Consider the following 20249-nt stretch of genomic DNA (forward strand, 5'->3'; position numbering starts at 1 on the left):
CCAACTTCCTATTAACAAATTAAGCTTACATTCAATTTTAAGAAAATGGTACTTTAATTAGCCGTTTTATATATAAATTAACTCGATATTAAGTTTTTAGTGCGTTTGACTGATGGAAGTACTACAATTGATACTGTATATCATTACTCTTTTAACGTTTCTTAGAATGATGACTCTTAGCACACTAAAGCACAGGTAAAACCGCCTTTCATGACCGACATTACAACTCACCAAGCATCACGACGTAGATTATTAATTGCATTAGCCATCACTAGCTCATTTATGATTATCCAAGTGATTGGTGCCTATTATGCAAACTCTCTTGCTGTATTAGCCGATGCAGGGCATTTATTTGTTCATAATAGTTCTTTATTTATTGCTTTGATCGCATCGAGCTTAGCGATTCATTTAGCTAAAAACTACAACGATGGTTATCAAAAAGCAGAGTTGACTGGTGGTTTGATCAATGGCTGTTTGTATTTAGCGATCAGTTTAGTAATTTTATACGAAGGTGGCGAGCGCTTTATGCATCATCATGAAGGGAAAGGGCCAGTTGTCAATAGTTATTTAATGTCGGTAATTGCTGCCACAGGGTTTTTATTTCACGGTGCCGCAGCATGGGTATTATATAAAGGTAGAAAGGCCAGCTTTAATGTTTATGCGGTATTTTTGCACTCATTTTTTGATTTGATTTCAACCGTGTCTACGTTTGTCGCCGGTATACTTATTTATCTAACGGGTTGGAGTGTTATTGATATTTTATCAAGCATGTTGATTGCGTTATTTGTTTTGTTTACAGGCGTAAAAGTAATTGTTGGTTGTGTTAAAGGTCTGCGTTTAAATAAAGCGAAACTACCCGATGTGGCCGATATTGAAAGTGCCATAGGGCAAGTTGAGCACGTAGAAAATGTACATAATGTTACGGTTATGCGCCGCGATAAGGAGTTAGTTGTTGGGGCACATGTGGTCCTTAAACAACATTGTACTAAAGAAAAACATGATGAAGCATGTCGACTTAAAGTTGAGCAATTGTTAGCCCAGCAATTTAATGTTGGTAATAGCGTTTTACAAATCGAAAGCCATGGTTGTCAGCATTAAATACAAGTAGTTAACTTGGCAAAATGCGTTTTTTCTTTTACTTTTAGATATAGTCTATTTTATTCGGAAGCAAACATTGCCGTTTTCTCAGCATCGATATTTTGCATTTAGCTGCTCCATACTTTTGGGCGTGTTGGCCGGCTTTGTTAATTTACTGCCATTTTGGTTTCTAGACAGCTCTGAATTTTTATTTGGTCAGCTTTTTGTTTTAATTTGTTTGTTGCTCTTTGGCTTACGCTACGCGTTAATTGCTTGCGCTATCAGTGCGGCTTTTATTTTTTATCGCTGGGGGCATTGTTGGCCATCAATCGTATTTGTTGGTGAAGTACTTTGGCTGTATCACTTTAGCTTTAAAGCCGCGCGGCTGCTGTTTATCCGCGGTATTATTTATTGGCTGTTAATAGGTATTCCACTGCTGGGGCTAATTGGTTATTTTATCATTGAGCTACCCATACTTGCTATAGTAACAGCCTTAGTTAAGTACTTCTTAAATGCCGCTATTGTTTTATGTGTTATTGATTTATTGAGCTTTTTCTTTATTCAGCAGGTATGGCAAAAGCGACCAAATTCGTTATATAAAATTCTTAATTACATTGTAAGCATTCTCATCATTTTAGTGGTGTTATTAACCTCCATTGTACTTACCAACAATCATTACGCGCGTATCGAATACGAAGTGAAGGCGCAGCTTTCTGAAAAATCTGAAGACATTGCCGAAAAAATTGACCTGTATTTAAATGACTATCGCCGTGGCATCGTATTAACTGCCAAAGCCATAGAGCAGGGGGTTGATAAACAGTTAGCACTGAGTCATTTGATGGCACTATACCCTAACTTTCTTACATCAATGGTTACGGATGAAAACGCAATTGCGCGGATATTTTACCCACTTAGTTTACAAGAAAGCTTAAAAGGTAGCGATTTATCGGTTGCCGATCGGGATTACTTTACAATAGGTAAAGACTCGCCAACAGGCTATATTTCTAATGTTTTTAGGGGCCGAGGATTTGGTAATGAACCCATTGTGGGTGTTTCTGCACCAGTGCATATTAACGGGCGTTTTCGGGGAGTTGTTGAAGGCTCGTTAGTGTTGGGCTCATTTTTGCAATTTAGGCCAACCATATTTGATAATGATGGTGAATTGATAATTATTGATGCCAAAAAACACGTGGTATTTAGCACCTTGCCTAATCATTATTCGGTATTGACTCAGCTCACTGAAGATAAATTTACCCAGTTAAAAGGTGATCAACAAGCCATTATGACCACCGACATTGATGGTGAACAATATTACGTAAAAATATATTTATCACAGCATCAAGGCTGGTATGTGGCAAGCTTATTAAAACGTAAATACGCTAATCTTGTGGCGGCAAGTGCGTGGGGGCAATCACTGTTACTGACTTTTGTGGTGATTATTTTGATCAGTATTTTTATCACCCAGTTGAGCCGTTGGTTGGTAAGGCCAATAGAAGAGCTTACCGAACAAATCGATGCCTTTGATCCTAAAGCTGATATCAGTGATTTACAGACTCAAAATAATGCGTGGCTGGAAGTACTGAGTTTACAGCAGCAATTTGCAACTTTAGCATTTAAATTGACCAGCAACTTTAAAGATCTAGAACAAGTAAATACTGAAAATGCAGCACTTAATCTGCATTTAAAACAGTTTAATGTAGAGTTAGAGTATCAAGTAAATGAAAAAACAGATGAATTAGTTAAAGCTGTGGCAACTGCAAATCAGGCCAGTAAAGCTAAATCACAATTTTTAGCGAATATGAGTCATGAAATTCGCACCCCGCTGAACGGTATTATGGGGCTGACTGATATTTTACTTAATGCTGATGACGTAAAGTTGGAATACCGTGAACAGTTGCAAATGATACAGCAAAGCGCAAAAAATCTATTATTGATTTTAAACGATATTCTAGATTTTTCTAAAATTGAGGCGGGGGCGGTCAAACTAGATATTCATATAGTTAATGTACGAAAACTGCTTACCCAGTTAGCGCAGGTGTTTACAAATACTGGCGTACAGCCAGGCGTTGAATTTGTATTAAATATTGCCCCGTCAGTACCAGATGTGGTGCAGTTAGATTCATTAAGGCTAAGCCAAATTGTCAATAACTTGTTGAGTAATGCAGGGAAATTCACGAAAACTGGCAGTATAACTATGAACATTGATTATGCTGATAATCATTTGTCTGTGGCTGTAACAGACACCGGTATTGGTATTTCTGGGCAGCAGCAATCATCGTTGTTTAGTGAGTTTACTCAAGCCGATATTTCAACCACGCGGCAATATGGTGGTACTGGTTTAGGCTTGGCTATTTGTAAGCGAATAGTTCAGTTAATGGGGGGCAAACTTAAATTACACAGCGAGATTGGCAAAGGCAGTTGCTTTACTATCACCATTCCTGTTGAGGTGGCGCAACTCAGTGACGAAGTTGACATACAGCAAAACATCCCTGATTTAACTGGATTGAAAGTATTACTGGTAGAAGATAACCAAATCAATCAAATCGTTATTGCTAAAATGCTCAGTGATACTCATTGCACCTTAGAGGTTGCTAACGATGGTGAAAAAGCACTGGCGTGCTTACAACACAACATGGCCGATATTATTTTGATGGATTGCCAAATGCCTATTATGGATGGGTACCAGTGCACAGCTGAAATCCGTAACAATGGTGCTCAATTTGGCCCTGTGGTTATTATAGCCATTACTGCTAATGCTTTTGAAGACGATCAAAAACGTTGTTTAGAAGTGGGTATGGACGATTTTATTGCCAAACCGGTCGATCGTGCCCAACTTTTTCAATGCCTTAAAAAGTGGGCTGATACATTGAGTTAACTAGCTATGTAGTTTGCAATTTCTCTTGCAGTGCTTGGATATACGCATCGCTAATGAGAATCTCGGCAGTTGTTGGTTTTGCAAAGTAATAGCCTTGAAGGTCATCGCAGCCGATACTGTTTAAAAAGCGTATTTGCTCAATTGTTTCTACACCCTCTGCAATGCAATACAGATTTAGGTTTTCAGCTAAGGTATGGATTGTTCTGATAATTGACTCATTATTGCTATCTCGCCCGATATTACGCACAAAGCTTTGATCAATTTTAATCACATCAATTGGAAATTGACTTAAATACGTTAAAGAAGAATACCCGGTGCCAAAATCATCCAATAACAATTTAAAACCAGCGCTTCTGAGTGCTTGCAGCTGCTTAGCCGCTTTGTTTTTGTCATCAAGCAAGGTGTTTTCGGTGATCTCTAAACGTAACTGAACAGGTTTTATATGATGCTGATTTAGAATAAGTAATAAGCGTTCGGCTAAATTAGACTTTAAAATATGCACCGGTGATAAGTTTAAAGATAGATAAAACCGCGGATTAGCTTTAAATAATGGTGCGAGATCTTCAAGTGCACGGGTCAGCGCTTGTTCGGTTAGTACATCGATTAAACCAGTTTCTTCCGCAATAGGTATAAACACTGCTGGGGATATCAATTCAGCCTGATGCTGCCAACGCATTAAGAGCTCTACACCTTTGATTTTTTTACTTTTATTGTTAACAATTGGCTGGTAATTATTAAAAAACAAATCGTCCTTGTAGGCGTCTTTTAAAGCATTTTCGAGCAGCAGCTTTTGGGTGATTTGGTTATTCATTTGTTCAGTGAAAAACTTAAAGCCGTTGCGGCCCGATTGTTTAGCATGCATCATCGCTATATCGGCATTACGAATAAGCTCATCGGTGGTATCGGCATCAAATGGGTAGAGTGCAACACCGATACTGGCCGAGATATTAATTGCAAAATCGTTGATCACCACCCGTTTTGCAAGCTCTGCAGTTAGGCTACGTACTAAGTTACTTAAACTTTGTGGTGAGTCTAAGTTTTTAATCAATAACAAAAATTCGTCACCACTTTGACGCCCGACAATGGCATTATTATCAAGCATGCTATTCATTCGATGGGTAATATCACATAATAGCTGATCGCCAACCGCATGACCAAACGAGTCATTCACCGGTTTGAATTTATCTAAATCTATAAACAGCAAAGCAACAAGGCTCGCGCGCGTATCGGCATCTTTTATCGCATGCGATATCTTTTGATACATTAATGTTCTGTTTGGCAGCTTAGTTAATGGATCATAGTTTGCCAGATAACGAAGCTCATTTTCAGCGCGTTTTTGCTCAGTTAAATCAGAAATAACTACCACATAATAGCTCACCACATTACTGTCTTTTGCCACTGCGGTAATACTGATATGAATGGGGTGCGACGGATTTATCTTAGTTTTTATATATGCGTCACCGCGCCAGTTCTGCTTTGGCTGCAATGATTTTAGAATATTGATGAAGTCGACATATTGTTTTTTACCCAGTGCCGCTAAAAACCTTTTTAGCTCAAGCTTTGCTGGTTTTTTTTGCATTGAGAAGGCTTCAGCAAAGCTATTATTAACAGAAAATGGAATGAGTTGACTGTCTAAAATAAGTAGCCAATCGTTTATTTGACTAAAGGCTTCACCTAATACCGCAGCTTGATGTGCTGTAGCACGCTGCTCTGTAATATTAGTATAAATTCCAGCTAATCTTGTAGGATAGCCTTGCTCATTCGTTTCTATCACTTTACCTATGTCGTGGTACCAAAGCCAGTTTCCATTAGCATGTTGAAGCCGATACGTGACCTGCCATTGTTGAGCATTTTTTTGAGTGATGAATATATGCCAATCATGCAGTATTTTGCGCTTATCATCAGGGTGTATTAATGCGCAAAAATCGTCAAAATTAAACTTCTGAGGCAAAGTTTGATAGCCTAGTTCGTGTTTTAAGCGCTGCTGCTTTATCCAATGTGCGCCAATATCAACTTCCCATACACCGCTTTTACTACTGTTTAAAGCAAGCTCAGTTTGTTGTTGTGATTGCAATATTTCATCATGAGTATGCTTAATAATGCGCTGACGAGAGCGGTATTGCCAAAAAATAACAAATAGCACTAAAAACGTAAGTAATAAATAAAGACTTATTGCAAGAGGAGAACGCCACGGGGCATAAGCAACGTTAAAGTTAAGCGTTTTTTCATCACCGAGGCCTGAGTCATTTAAGTTATATGCTGCGATTGTAAGTTGATAATCACCAGCAGGAAGTTTAGTAAAAAAGACTTTATTGTTATTTAGCTTTTCATAGCTTAATTTACTTGGGCCAGTTAATGACACCTTATAGCGTGTTCTATCAACATTTTGAAAATCAAAGTTGGAAAAACTAACTTCTAAACCCATGTCTTCATCAGTCAGTTGTAAAGGCTGGTTGGCGTATTGCAATGGATGATAATTAAGTGAGCGTGAGAGTAACGATATATCGGTGATTTCAGTCACAGTGCTGTCACGATCATTAGGGACGGATAAAAAGTCTTGTGGGGCGAGTGTTAGCACGCCACGTGTGCTGCCAAAGGCTAAGCGGCCATCGTTTAACAGTGTATGTGAGTCGATATTAAATTCATTCACAGTTAAGCCATCTTTAACAGTATATGCATTGAGTTGCATTGAACTTAAATCGAGCCGATAAAGGCCATTTTTACTGCTGATCCATAAAAAGCCAAATTGGTCGATTTGCAAAGCGACAATTGTTTTAGTTTTAATGCCATTACTGAGGTTTATACGGTGTTTTACTTCATAGCTGTTGGCGTCAAGACCAATTAGCCCTTCTTGGGAAGAGGCAAGCCATAGCGTATTGTTATAATCGATCACCCAGTCATCAATAGTGACATAATTTATTGGGTTATAATTTTCAACTTTGTATATTAAGGTGAGTTTTTGGCTAGACTCATTATAACGATATAACGCCCCAGATACGCTGATCAAATAGTCATCGGGTTTATTCGGTAACGGTTTTAAAAAGGTGTGCACGTTGACGGGATCTAACTGCTCTTTGAGTCCTTTAATTACGTTAGTCTGACCACTGTTTCCATCATACAGGAAATAATCATTCTCGCTAAAAAATGCAAAGGTATCAGTCGTGATTTGGTGATAGCCATAAGCTGGGCCGCTGTCGATAATGGCTTGTGTATTGCCTTGCATTGGTAGAGCTATTTTTTGTTCGGTTTTTTTGTCAAATAAAGCAAGACCATCATAAAGTAGTAACCACAAATAACGATCTGGCTCATTTAAGTGTGCCGAGGCAATGCCATACACAGCAAATTGGCCATAAAACGCTTTAGTGTCATTGCTGACTAAGTAAGTTTTCTCTGTTGTCCCATCTTGGCGCATTTTGGCAAGACCATTATCGGTGCCCAGCCAAACGTTATGATTGTCTTGGTAAACAGCAAAGATCACATTACTGTGCAATTTATCATTACTGGTGATTTGAATATTGCCAAAACGCCTTGCTAAAGTTGACCAAGTAAAAACACCTTGTGAGCGCGAGGCAAGCCACATAAGCCCTGTTTTATCGACCATTACATCTAAAATCGTGTTGTCGGTCATGTTGAATTTACTTTGATCAAAACGAAAAAGAAACTCATTGTGATCAGTATGGCGATGGTATTCATACAGACCATCCTCGGTGACTATAAATTCACCATAAGGGGTATTAACGTAGTCCCAAATATTATGTTCTGCAAGCAGCGTTTTTACGTTGTTGAAGTCTAATAACTCATTGTTATTAAATGCAATAGAATAAAAACCTTCGACCGTGCCAACCAGCAGGCCAAGCTGCGAGTCGACGGTTAAAAACTTGATATTATTGTTATCGAGGTTGAGCTTATCCTTGGCAACTAAAGGTATTTTAGTTATATGTTCATCAATTAATGATTTAGAGTACAACCCATCAGTGGTGGCAATATACAAAAAGTCATTATGAACAGTAATTGCGCGGACAAAATTATCATCTTTACTGATTGAAAACTCATGGGTATAGGTATTTTTTTGTGGATCAAAGGCATACACATGTTGGTTAATGGCGTAATAAAACAGCTGCTGATGTTCAGCGATGGCAAAAATAGGAGAAAAGTGTTTATCTTCAGCGTTTAACTTACCTGAATAAACTTTACTGACTTTAAGTGTCACAGGATCTATAAGAAACGCACCAGAATATTCAGTTGATACAAAAATATCGCCATTGCTTGTTTCAAACAACAGAATAATCGAGAGTTGATCCAGTGTGTATTCACCAGAGAATATTTTTACTTCGTAGCCATCAAACCGGTTTAAACCTTGCATCGTTCCGATCCAAATAAACCCTAGTTTATCTTGCAGTGTGCTAGTAACGTGGCCTTGTGATAACCCTTCATCAGTGGACAAGCGTTGTAATTGCTGAGCATAGCTTTGAGCACTGGAATTAACACTAAACAAAGTGCATAAAATACTAAATAAAATGAAAAAAAAGTTATTCAACCGCACTTATGATACAGCTCCCCTGAGGTAAAATAGTTGTTATCCGTTAGTAAATATAGCATAACAACTTACAGTTTAATTAAAGAATTAACTTTATATAACAAATCACTTATGCTGTTAGCTATGTTTAGATTACAGGATGTTCACATTGCCTCATTCATTTAATACTCACACCATGCAAAGTCTGCTGTTAGTTGTCGATATTCAAGACAAATTAAGTCCGGCGATGCCTCGTTATGAACAAGTAAAACAGGTCACAGTGCAATTAGTAAAAGCCGCACAATTGTTGCAAATTCCTATCTTAGTCACCGAACAATATAAACAAGGGCTTGGCGAAACTGATCAGCAATTAAAAGCTCAGATTGGGCAGGCTGAATACTTTGATAAAACCCACTTTAGCGCGTGTAAAGAGGACGGTTTTTTAGAGCTTATTGCTAGCTATAAGCGCCCGCAAATCATTGTAGTTGGTATGGAAGCGCATGTATGCGTATTACAAACTTGTTTAGATTTATTGGCGCAAGGTTATCAGGTGTTTTTAGTCATGGATGCGATTAGTTCGCGTAATGATCTGCACCGCGATTTAGCCATCGCTCAGTTAAGACAAGCCGGTGCTGTGATCAGCTGCGCTGAAAGTGTAATTTTTCAATGGACCGAAGTGGCAGCGACACCTGTATTTAAAGAGATTTTAAAGATTGTTAAATAAGCTTTGCAACAAGAAGAGAATAATTCCACTTCAGCATTGTAAATGATAGTGGTTTTTATTATCATGCCGTAAATTATTTTGATTGCTGTATAAATATCAATGAAACCTTCTTTAATAGCATTAGCCCTAAGTTATATTACCATTGCGCCTGTTGTCGTTGCTGCGCAAACAACAGCAGCAAGATCTGCAACTGATGAGTCTACTGTTGTAAAAAACGACATAGAAACCATTTCAGTCGTTGGACGAGCGTTTTCACTGTATCGCCCAACAGAATCAACGTTTGGTACTCGTACCGATACGCCGCTAGAGAAAATTCCACAGTCAATCCAGGTTATTCCGCAAGCGTTAATCAGCGATCAGGCTGCACGTCAAGTAACTGATCTATACAGTAATATCGCGGGTGTTAATGGCTTTAGTTACTCAGGTGTTACGTTTCGTGGTTTTCGCCAAGATGAAATTTTATACGATGGTGTAAAAGGTGACCCATTTAGTGGTTTTGCGGTACCACAGTTGTTTAATATTGAGCAAGTGGCTGTTTTAAAAGGCCCTAGTGGCGCTGTGTACGGCAGTGGTAACCCTGGCGGGATCATTAATTATATGACCAAAAAGCCCAGCTATGATAGTAAAACAACCGTTGCAGTTGAACTGGGTAATGATGATTTTTTTAGTGCCGCAATCGAATCAACGGGCAGTGCCAATGACGCACAGACCCAAGCCTACCGTGTTGGTGTTTATAAAGATTCAGATAAACCGTTTCGTGAAAATACCAGTGAAGATAATACCATTATTGATTTAGGCTATCGATTTGATTTTAGTAACGATACTAATTTGGTATTGCAATATACCCATGTTGATCAAGATTTAGGCGGCGCTAGATTACGTGGCGTGCCAGTGGATAAAAACGGTAACTTCATTGCCGACATTAGCTGGAATCATAATGAAGCAACGGATTATCAAACCGTTATTGCTGACGTGTTTCAAGCAAGTTTTCAGCACCAATTTAATGAGGTATTTCGCAGTGATATCACTGCGCGTTATTTTAGTAACGATGCTAATCAAAACTATCATGAGCCGCGTGGACTAAGTGACACAGATGGCGATGGAGTACTGGATTGGAGCGAGCGCGAATTTCGTGATCAACAACGCGAAAATACCGGGCTTAGTTTTACTGCCAATTTAATTGCTGACACTGAGCTTGCCGCTATGCAACATGTGATGCTGGTGGGTGTAGATTGGTATAAGCATGAGTTTGAATCAGCATATAGAACAGCTGTACAAGCCAGCAAAGGCGGACCAGTCCCAGGGATTTCAATATTAAATCCTGTGTATGGACTGACTTCAAAAGATGATTATGATTTAGCAAACGTAACACCGCGTTTAGCAAATACTGAGTCAACACGTATTGGCCTGTATGCACAAGACCAAGTTGATGTTACCGATAAATGGAATGTTACGGTTGGCTTACGGTACGATCGTTTTGAAGACACCGATGTCCTTAATAACACCGAGTTTTCAGACAGCGATGTGACGTATCGTATTGGCACAAGTTATAACTTAAACGATACCTTTTTCCCTTATGCGCTGTATGGCACAGGCTTTATGCCACAATCGGCTAGTAACCAAAATCAAGATGTAGGCGGGCCATTTAAACCAGAGCACAGCAATATTCGTGAACTTGGTTTACGTACTAAGTTACTTGATGACTCGTTGGCTGTGAACATGGCAACTTATCGCATTATCCGTAACAATATTTTACAAGCCAGCACTAAGTTATCAGACACTGGCGTTGATCAAATGGAAGCGTTAGGCGAAGTTGATAGCCGAGGCTTTGAACTTGAGATTGTTGGCGATGTCACCGAACGTTTAGTGATCACAGCAAGTTACGCATACAACGACACGCGTATTGTTGAGCAAAGTGAAAAATTTTCCGCGCAAGCAAAAGGCAGCGATAAATTTGCCAATGCGCCACAAAATACCGCAGGGTTGTGGACGCGTTATGAGTTACCTCAGTTGCACTCATCAATCGCGGCAGGTCTTGATTATGTTGATGAACAAGTCAGTTTAGACGGTGATAAAGTACAGCCGTATACCGTCTATAACATGGCTTGGAAGACTGAATATCAACAATGGGTTTGGCAGCTCTCAGTTAAAAACGTGTTTGATAAAGAGTATGCATCAAGTGGCTTTATAACTCGTGCTGGGCATTTCCCGGGCGAACCACGCCGCGTCTATTTGTCGGCTAAGTACACATTCTAAACTGACAATTTCGTACTATGAAAGCAAAGCAGTGGTTTAACTTACATGCTTGGGCAGGGCTCTTGGTTGGCAGCTTGTTATTGATAACGTGTTTATCTGGCACGTTGGCAACCTTGAGCCACGAAATTGAATATCTTAGTGATAGTAAATTTCGTGCCCTCTCGCATTCCCCTAATACTGACTTTGCTGCAATTGAGAATACACTTGCCCAGCGTTATCCTGGCAGCCAAATCATTAGCATATTGCGCCATCAGCAACCTTACTTAGCAACCGAAGTGTCGCTTAAGTGGCAGCAACAGTTTTTGTTTGTGTATGTTGATGGTGCGACGGGGCAATGGCTTGGCGAAGGTCAGTGGGGGCGCGTATCGCGCTTTTTTCGTAACTGGCACATGAATCTATCGATGGGTTGGACTGGTAAGTTGATCGTCACGAGTTTAGCCATTCTCTTGGTTATTTTAGTGGTTACTAGTCCGATTGTTTATCGCCAGTGGTGGCGACATTTTTTTAAAAAGCCACGGCAATTAAAAACAACCAATCGTAGCAGCTGGGCTGATTGGCATAAATTACTGGGGCTTTGGAGTTACTGGTTTATTGTGGTCATGGCCATTACTGGCATGTGGTACTTAGTTGAACACACCCTACAAACAGCCAAAATTGACCATTATATAAAACCCCCCGCAGAGGTTACGGATCTAAAAACTGACGCCGCGCATCCGCCAGCGATAAGTGCCATGGTAAACGCGGCGCAATCAGCGTTTCCAAGTTTACAGATTCGCGCTATACAATACCCAAGCAAAGCAAATAAACCGGTTGTGGTACTGGGCGATAATGATGACGTTTTAGTACGCTTACGAGCTAATAAAGTGTATTTAGATCCAGCTTCAGCAGATGTACTGGCAATTCAAAAAGCCGCAGATTTACCTATTGTCGCGCGCATTAAAGATACCGCCGATCCTTTGCATTTTGGCAACTTTGCAGGGCTAGGTACGAAGTTAATTTGGGCTGTATGTGGTTGTTTAATGACCTGTATATGTATGGCTGGATTGTATATGAATTGGCTGAGAGTAAAGCGTAAGCAGCGTTCATTATTGCAATGGTTTGGTATCATGGGTGCAGTGAGTGTTTTATTAGTATGTTGTTCTCTACTTCTCACAACGCAAACATTTAGTGTACGCCAAGCACCAGCAAAACTATATTCGCCGGTGCTGTAACGTGCAGATAAAGTTAGCTAGTAACTAGGCCATAACAACCCAAAGCAACAAACACTATTGCAGCAAGCATTCTTACTTTTGCCATTGGAATACGTTTTAGCAAGGCATTGCCAGCATAAATAACCGGCACATTGGCAAGTAACATACCTACAGTGGTTCCTATGGTTACCCACAACACTGATTGATATTGAGCGCCAAGCAATACTGTTGCTATTTGGGTTTTATCGCCAATTTCGGCAATGAAAAACAGCACCAAGGCAACTAAAAAAGCCCCGTATTGATCGTACTTATTGCTTACTTCTTCATCTTTATCTGGGATCAGTAGCCATAAGCCAACGACAATAAAACAGCCGTTCACAATCCAAGGCAGGTACGAAGAGGTAAAGCTTTGCGATAAATAATCGCCCAACCACGCAGATAAACCATGATTGATAATAGTAGCGACTAAAATACCTAAAATAAGTGCAGGTTTATTGGCAAAGCGGGCAGCTAACAGCAGGGATAAAAGTTGCGTTTTATCGCCTATTTCAGCTAAAGCAACGGTGACGGTTGATGTGATAAATGTATCCATTTTACTTCTATAAGGCGGGAACATTAAACCAAGGTAAACGCCTATCTCCCGCCATGAGGATAGTGTTTACCCAGGTCTTGCCGATAATGCTTGCTACATTACAAACTTACCATGCACATGAGGTGCAATTATGTTGATAAGTTTACTTGCTGCGCTTTAAGTTAAAAGGCATCAAGCAGGCTACTCCCCCGAGAAGTGCGCACTTTGCCACATTTCTTTTTTAGAGTAAAGGTACAACAACAGGTTTTGTGGTGCGGCTGAGGGTGAACTCTGTAATTGAATATAAACGTATGCTTAAAACCATGCTTTTACTTTTTGCATATTATTCCTACTTACCAACACTTTATCATCATTGCTCATGAGTAGTGTTGCTTGGCGACCTTTACTTTTTACACTGCGAATATACGCCCGATTGACCCAATAACTACGGTGAGTTTGACTCATTGTATGTTGTTCATCAGCTTCGGCCAAAGCCGATATGGCATCTTTTAAATTAAATAAGATCAGTTTTTCGAAATCATGTGCAACGACTTTTAAATAATGTAGCTCGGCTTTTAAATAGACTATTTCATCTACGCTATTTACAGTAGCGAGCTGTAAAAATGCGGTAAGCTTTTTTGTTTCTGGTTCTATTACTTCTGCAGCTTTGAGTGGCGCTAAGGGGGGGGATATCGGTATTGTGCGAGCAATTGCTAAAGTTGGCGTGTCGGGCGGCATTTCTGGTAAAGGTATTCTTCTTTGCAAAGAAAGCCCAGTTAACCAAGGTAGATTTACAACTAACCAAGAAAACATTGCCGTGGGGATCATATCACTGCATTCTTGGACTAAAGCTGCGAGGGTATAATCAGTATCATGTAGCCAATAAACATCAAATAGCAGTGAGACGGGGGCATAAAATAGAGAGGCAATAAATGCGCTCACTAGCAACTTTAAAGCACTGTTAAGTCCTGATAATTGGCTAGTTAAAAATAGGTGAGTGGCGATAAAAAATAATGATCCGCTATGAACTTGAAGCTGCCACTGTAAAAAAACTTCAACAACATGACGTGTTTCATCATCGTTAACGAGGGTAAATAGGCTTGCTAAAATAAACCCCAAGATAAAAAAATATCGCCAAGGATTTATCTCACCTAACGGAAAATGCCCATTCATACAAAAAGCTGCCCATTCGTTCAAAATCAACAAACTTAATTAAAGCAAATTCAATCCATGGCGTAAATTGTTGTCATCACAATTTATACAAGGAATGGATACTATGAATAAAATGACACGATTATTACCTTTAACAATCTGTGCTTTGGCAGTCATTAACGCTCAGGCTAGTGATGAAAAAGAGCTCGAAGAAATAACGGTGATCGCAGTAAAACCAGATGGTTTAAAGATCAGTTCAGACAAGCTCTTATCATTACCAGGCACCGGGAATGATCCATTAAAGGGCTTAGAAGCACTGCCGGGGGTTGTACTTGCAACTCCCGCCACCGGAGGCCCGGTTGCGCAGCCTGCAATACGTGGTAGCTCGAGCAATGACAACTTATATCTTACCGATGGCTTGGAGATGGGGTATGTTTTTCATAATGACGGGTTAAGTGTTTATAACCCACTTCTCGTTGAGAGTTTTGAGTTAAAAACGGGGGCTTGGAGCAGTCAATACGCAAATGCGAATGGCGGAGTGATATTAACCAATTTAAGAGATCCCAATGGTGTGGAGCCGGCACGAGTGATCGACTTAAGCTTTTTTAGAAGTGGGTTTTTATATGAACAGGCCTTATCAAGCAACGCAGCGTTCTACGTTTCTTTTCGAGAAAGCTTAGTTCATACTTATGTTGATAATTTTATAGAAGACGAAGACTTTTCTTTCGCGGTACCACCGAGAAATCGAGACTATCAGGCAAAATTTATTTGGGATTTTGACGCAAGCAATATTATTCGATTCTCCGCCAGTGGCGCAAAAGATTATATCGAAATAGCGTTTGATCAAGACGGTAGAGATATTGCTAAAAATCCTGATCTAGCCAGCGGCGAAAGATATCAAACTTACTACCACAGTCAAGCGGTGAGTTTGCAACATTTTGGCGATGTAATAGAGGCTAATTTTAGTGTTAATTTATTGACTCAAAATCAGCAAGAGCGTGAAGGGGAGGTTTTTAGATGGGATGCAGATATCACAAAATTGATTTTCAAAACTGAAAACCAATACGTAGCAGAATCCTTTACGTTAAATTTTGGTGCCACATATAGAGACACGTCGGTAGACTATCTAGCCAGTGGCCGGTTGATGCCGTGTAATACCGAATTTGAAATGTGCCCACCTAGCTACTTTAGTCCTAAATTTAATGAGCAAGGGACTTTAACTATTTCAGATTATCATGCTTACACCCATCTTACGGGGCAAATCACTGCTAAACTTGATTATCAAATCGGCATTGCTGTTGTTGGCACAGACAATAACAGCCAAAGTTATGTTGAACCAAGATTAGGGATTGGCTTCGACCTCTATGACAATCACACGCTCAGACTAAACTACGGGATCCATCATACCTTTATAGATGACTATCAATTTTTAACCGCTCAATATGGAGAGCCAAGCCTTGAGGCGAGTAATTCATCGCAATGGGTTTTAGGCCTTGATTCACAATTAGCTGATGGAATAGCTCTACGAACAGAGCTTTTTTACAAAGAATTGAAAAACCTCGTTGTTGCAAACCCGCAAGCACAAGCTCGCAGCGAAAAGGATGTAGCACTCAGTGATCTGCTTTTTGATGATGTTGCCAGTGGCGAAGCGTATGGGATTGAAATACTTGTAAATAAGCAACTGTCGAACGACTGGTTTGGCTGGGCAAGTATTGCTTATAGTAAAACAGAGCGAAAGAACCCATTAACAGCAGAGGCGTTTAATTCTGAATTTGACCTGCCTTGGGTTGCAAACTTGGTTTTAGATTATAAATGGAATGATCACTGGCAAGTCGGTGCAAAATGGCGATTTCAAAGTGGCAGGCGCTATACGCCAGTATTATCTGCACAGCCTTATAAAGAAACTGGCAGTCAAAATGCGCTCTTTTATATTCCAAAATACAGTGAATTTAACAGTTCACAATGGAGCAATTACCACCGTTTAGACATTCGTGCAGATTATAAAACACAGCTCTATGGCTTTGATGCTAATTTATATTTTGAAGTGTTAAATGTTTATGCTTCACGCGCAGTACAGGAGCTAGAATACAATCAAGACTACAGCGAGTTTGAAAAAGACTACCAGTTCCCTGATATGCCTTTACCATCTATTGGCATCACAATTAACTTTTAAAGATGATAACCCTCTTACTTTAAGTGTGAGAGGGTTGAGCATCTGAAATATAAATTTAGCGTTTTATGGTTGATAAAAAATTTAGAAAATCTAGCACTAAATGAAATTAAAGGGGTTAAGAATTTTCGATAAATTGAAATTTGCCAGCAGTTATTAGCGTTTAAAACCCAACCAGAAAATAAGCTGCAAAGACTAAGACTATATAGGCACTCTTTTTACAGTTGGCTGCGTTCGGATAGCGGTCGTTCATTGATAACTATTTTATCTGGCTTAACTAAACCTCTATCTTGCAGGCCTTCCTAATACGCTTTTAAGTACCGATACAAATTCTATATTTAAACCTTTTCGTCTTTTGTCTCGTCTAAATAATAGTTTAATTATTTATAAAGGAAAAAAATGAAACTCTTATCCATTATTTTACTAACAGGCGCTTTGCTAGCCACAAATGCAATAGCAGAGCCTAAAAAGAAGGTACTGATAGTGGCATCTAATATGATAAATATGGGGGATCCTGAACAGCATGACGCAAGAAATAATTTATGGGAATTTGCACCTCCGTATCACATTTTTTTTAGCCACGGCTTTGAAGTTGACTTTGTATCACCTAATGGTGGAGAAGTTAAGTTTATGTTGGAGCCTTTAGGTATAAGTAGTTACACCATCAAATATGAAGGTTTCTTAGAAAAAGCAAACAGCTCATTCAAACCTGCTCAAATTGACCCAAATGACTATTGGGGCGTATTCATAGGTGGTGGCTATGGAGTAATGTTTGACGTTACAGATAACAAACAAATCCAATCCATTATCAGTAGTATTTATGAGTCAGGTGGTATTTTAGGTGTTGGTGGTCATGGCTCAGCGGGCATTGTAAACGTGAAATTATCTAATGGGGAGTTTTTGGTGAAAGGAAAAAAAATAGCTGGTTTTCCTAACTCTACTGAAACATCGAAACCATGGGCAAAACAAGGAACACTTTTACCTTTTCTTATTGAAAATCAACTTAATAAGAATGGTGCTATTGCTCAAAATAAAAAAACATTAAAAGATAAACACGCTGTGATTGCAGATCAACGTATTATCTCAACAATGTTTTTGCCTTCAGCTGCACTTGTAGCAAAAGAAATGATAACCTTAAGACAGTAATAACGGCGCTTAATAAGCTAATTAAGGCGGAACTGCTAAAGTTTGACTCGGTTTCGCTCAGCTACGCACTTTACTTTTTAAGGCGTTACCACCGTCCGCTAAATGCACTTTTGAGTAGTTCGGCTTTGAGCGTGAAGGAAAAATTCGCGGCTTCACTCCATCATAATATAAAAGAGAAGTGAAAATGGAAAATATGAGGCATTATATATTTTGATTTTATGAAAAATGACGTTTTATTTTACCTACACTCAACACATTACTAATGGCTTAACTACTATGAACTCAGCGTTAAAGAATACAATGCGAACATTTATACATTCGGTCTCAGTTATGTGTGCTGCGCTGTTACTGACAAGTTGTGTGAGTTGGATTGCACCAACTGTTAAATCTGAGTTGATAGCGCTTCAAGCGGGCGAATATCAGCTAGACAGTCAACATGCTGCATTAATATTTAAAATCCAACATTTAGGGTTATCAACCTATGTAGGGCGTTTTAATAAATTTGATGCACAACTCAACTTTGATCCTAATAATATGACTGCCGCGTCATTAAACGCAGTGGTGGATATTAGCTCTATTGATATTAATAATGCTGACTTAGCAGAAACCTTACAAAATGACACTTGGTTTAACAGTGAGCGTTTTGCGCAGGCATCATTTACTAGCAACACTGTTACAGTTATATCTGATAACAGTTTTAATTTCTCAGGTGATTTAACTCTTAGAGGTGTTACCAAACCTGTGACGTTTAAAGCCACATTTCACGGTGGAGCAGACAACTGGATGACAGGAAAATACACCATTGGTTTTAGCGCGGTAGGTCAAATCAAACGTTCTGACTTTGGCATGGACAGTTATATACCGATTGTTGGGGATCAAATTGACTTAGAAGTTTATGCGGAATTTCTTAATGTTGGTAAGCAATAAGAAGTAAGTAGATAGCTACTAAATCGTCAATGAGTGAAATTTGCAGATAGAATATAATCCCTGAATGACCGCTAGGGCACATATCAGTTAGCCGGATTGCGGTGATCATCTAAAACTATATGAAATTAAGCAAATAAAAATAATTCTCAATTTTATACGATTATTAATTGCGAACCGTTTACGTTTAGATTAATATACAAGCTCGAATGTAATTGAGAGTGGTTTGTATTCATGTATATCTGTTTATGTCACGGTGTGACAGATAAAAAAATTGAACAAACAATCGACGAAGGCGCGACTACAATGCGCGAGCTTTCTAAAGAGCTTAAAGTCGGTAGCCAGTGCGGCAAATGCTGCGGCTGTACTAAAAAGATCCTCAACCGTAAGCTTATTCAAATTGCTGATATTACTGAGCAAGTGGCGTAGCTATTGCTTATTGGTAATCGTTTAAACTCAGTGACATTTATCTGTATTATAAAAACTAAAAAAGCAGCCTAAGCTGCTTTTTTTGATATTAACCAAACGTTACATTTGCGACTGCAGGTAGTTTTCAATACCGGTGCTTTTAATTAACTGTTGTTGTGTTTCTAGCCAGTCAATTTGCTCTTCTTGCTCAGATAAAATGTTATCGAGCGCTTCGCGGCTAATATAATCTTTTTTACTTTCAGCAAGTTTGATCGCATCTTTTAGATCAACTAATGAATCTAGTTCAAAACTCATGTTGCAGGCAATCATTTCTTCGCTGTTTTCGCCAATGCGTAAACGGCCAAGATCTTGAAGATTAGGTAAGCCTTCTAAAAATAAAATACGCTCAATTAAACGGTCAGCGTTTTTCATTTTTTGAATCGAGGTTTTGTAATCAGCTTTATCAAGTGCGCTAAAACCAAAATCTTTAAACATACGGGCATGCAAAAAATATTGGTTAATGGCTACTAATTCATTTGCCAGTATTTTATTTAATGCAACAAGAACGTCTTTATCGCCTTTCATAATTTAGCTCCTATTCGCCCATTTGTGATTGGTGATAGTTTTGGCTACCAATTTTATCAATCAAACCAAGTTGTTGTTCAAGCCAGTAAACGTGATCTTCTTCGGTATCGAATAATAGCTTTTCAAGGATCTCACGTGACTGATAGTCTTTTTCTTGCTCACAGACTGCAATTACTTCTTTAACACACTCAACGACTTCAAGCTCTAGGGTTAAGTCATTTTGCATCATTGATTTAACATCATGACCAATAATTAGATCACGACGTTTGGTCATGTTCGGTACGCCTTCGAGGAATAAAATACGCTTAATTAACCAATCAGCGTGATCTTTTTCTTCTTCCATTTCATGATTAAGGCGTACATAAAGTTTATCTAAACCCCAATCATCGTACATACGTGAGTGGATGAAATATTGATCGATTGCTGCAAGTTCATTTGCAAGCAATGTGTTAAAGCTGTCGATAACTTTTTGATTACCTTTCATAACGGCCTACCTTGAAATTCATAATTGCGACAAGTTTAGTGTAAAACCACAAAATTGCAAGTATTTTCCTTTTAAATCATATGGTTAATATTGCGTGTGATTCTCGTTTAAGTTTGCATTGTTGGTTGCTTTATGAACAGATTGCTATTTATATTTAAGGTTAAAGGTTAA

At 39.0% G+C, this 20249-nt stretch carries 14 protein-coding genes; 9 read left to right on the top strand and 5 right to left on the bottom strand.

Going from position 1 to position 20249, the window contains the following annotated elements; genetic code table 11:
- Positions 1-210 precede the first annotated feature (210 nt).
- Positions 211-1098, top strand: coding sequence for a cation diffusion facilitator family transporter (locus H5163_RS01310; protein ID WP_182734061.1), 888 nt, complete (start codon positions 211-213; stop codon positions 1096-1098).
- 76 nt (positions 1099-1174) lie between these two features.
- Complete coding sequence (locus H5163_RS01315) at positions 1175-3952, top strand: ATP-binding protein (RefSeq protein WP_182734062.1); 2778 nt, start codon at positions 1175-1177, stop codon at positions 3950-3952.
- A 4-nt stretch (positions 3953-3956) separates the two neighbouring features.
- Here the strand turns inward: H5163_RS01315 and H5163_RS01320 are convergent, their stop codons facing one another.
- Entirely contained in the window at positions 3957-8495 is a 4539-nt protein-coding gene (locus tag H5163_RS01320; protein ID WP_404936099.1) for an EAL domain-containing protein, read from the bottom strand.
- Positions 8496-8628: 133 nt separating this feature from the next.
- Between H5163_RS01320 and H5163_RS01325 the strand changes: the two genes are divergently transcribed.
- The 3 genes from H5163_RS01325 (at position 8629) to H5163_RS01335 (ending at position 12659) form a co-directional block, all read left to right on the top strand.
- The gene (locus H5163_RS01325; protein ID WP_182734063.1) at positions 8629-9192 is read left to right on the top strand and encodes a hydrolase; all 564 of its coding nucleotides are present in this window, start codon (positions 8629-8631) and stop codon (positions 9190-9192) included.
- A gap of 99 nt (positions 9193-9291) precedes the next feature.
- The gene (locus tag H5163_RS01330; RefSeq protein ID WP_182734065.1) at positions 9292-11448 is read left to right on the top strand and encodes a TonB-dependent siderophore receptor; all 2157 of its coding nucleotides are present in this window, start codon (positions 9292-9294) and stop codon (positions 11446-11448) included.
- 17 nt (positions 11449-11465) lie between these two features.
- The gene (locus H5163_RS01335; RefSeq protein ID WP_182734066.1) at positions 11466-12659 is read left to right on the top strand and encodes a PepSY domain-containing protein; all 1194 of its coding nucleotides are present in this window, start codon (positions 11466-11468) and stop codon (positions 12657-12659) included.
- Positions 12660-12672: 13 nt separating this feature from the next.
- Here the strand turns inward: H5163_RS01335 and H5163_RS01340 are convergent, their stop codons facing one another.
- Both H5163_RS01340 and H5163_RS01345 read right to left on the bottom strand, forming a co-directional pair.
- A complete protein-coding gene (locus tag H5163_RS01340) occupies positions 12673-13230 on the bottom strand; it encodes a TMEM165/GDT1 family protein (RefSeq protein WP_145236272.1) in 558 nt (185 codons plus the stop codon).
- Between the two features lie 294 nt (positions 13231-13524).
- On the bottom strand, positions 13525-14382 hold the full coding sequence (locus tag H5163_RS01345) for a LytTR family DNA-binding domain-containing protein (RefSeq protein WP_182734067.1): 858 nt from the start codon (positions 14380-14382) through the stop codon (positions 13525-13527).
- A 103-nt stretch (positions 14383-14485) separates the two neighbouring features.
- On the opposite strand from H5163_RS01345, the gene H5163_RS01350 reads away from it, so the two are divergent.
- The 4 genes from H5163_RS01350 to H5163_RS01365 all read left to right on the top strand — a co-directional run bounded on the left by H5163_RS01350 (position 14486) and on the right by H5163_RS01365 (position 19030).
- Positions 14486-16534 (top strand): TonB-dependent siderophore receptor, encoded by a 2049-nt coding sequence (locus tag H5163_RS01350; RefSeq protein ID WP_182734069.1) that lies wholly within the window; start codon positions 14486-14488, stop codon positions 16532-16534.
- Between the two features lie 396 nt (positions 16535-16930).
- Entirely contained in the window at positions 16931-17677 is a 747-nt protein-coding gene (locus H5163_RS01355) for a type 1 glutamine amidotransferase domain-containing protein (RefSeq protein ID WP_145236262.1), read from the top strand.
- A gap of 300 nt (positions 17678-17977) precedes the next feature.
- Entirely contained in the window at positions 17978-18604 is a 627-nt protein-coding gene (locus tag H5163_RS01360; RefSeq protein ID WP_259397088.1) for a YceI family protein, read from the top strand.
- Between the two features lie 231 nt (positions 18605-18835).
- Positions 18836-19030, top strand: coding sequence for a (2Fe-2S)-binding protein (locus H5163_RS01365; protein WP_145236256.1), 195 nt, complete (start codon positions 18836-18838; stop codon positions 19028-19030).
- Positions 19031-19129: 99 nt separating this feature from the next.
- On the opposite strand, the gene bfr (H5163_RS01370) is transcribed toward H5163_RS01365, so the two are convergent.
- Both bfr (H5163_RS01370) and bfr (H5163_RS01375) read right to left on the bottom strand, forming a co-directional pair.
- Positions 19130-19594, bottom strand: coding sequence for a bacterioferritin (gene bfr, locus H5163_RS01370; RefSeq protein WP_145236253.1), 465 nt, complete (start codon positions 19592-19594; stop codon positions 19130-19132).
- Between the two features lie 10 nt (positions 19595-19604).
- Positions 19605-20078: a bacterioferritin gene (bfr, locus tag H5163_RS01375; RefSeq protein WP_149980077.1), complete on the bottom strand. Its 474-nt coding sequence runs from the start codon at positions 20076-20078 to the stop codon at positions 19605-19607.
- Between the last annotated feature and the right edge of the window lie 171 nt (positions 20079-20249).

The organism is Pseudoalteromonas sp. SG44-8 (assembly GCF_014164125.1).
Taxonomy (GTDB): domain Bacteria; phylum Pseudomonadota; class Gammaproteobacteria; order Enterobacterales; family Alteromonadaceae; genus Pseudoalteromonas; species Pseudoalteromonas rhizosphaerae.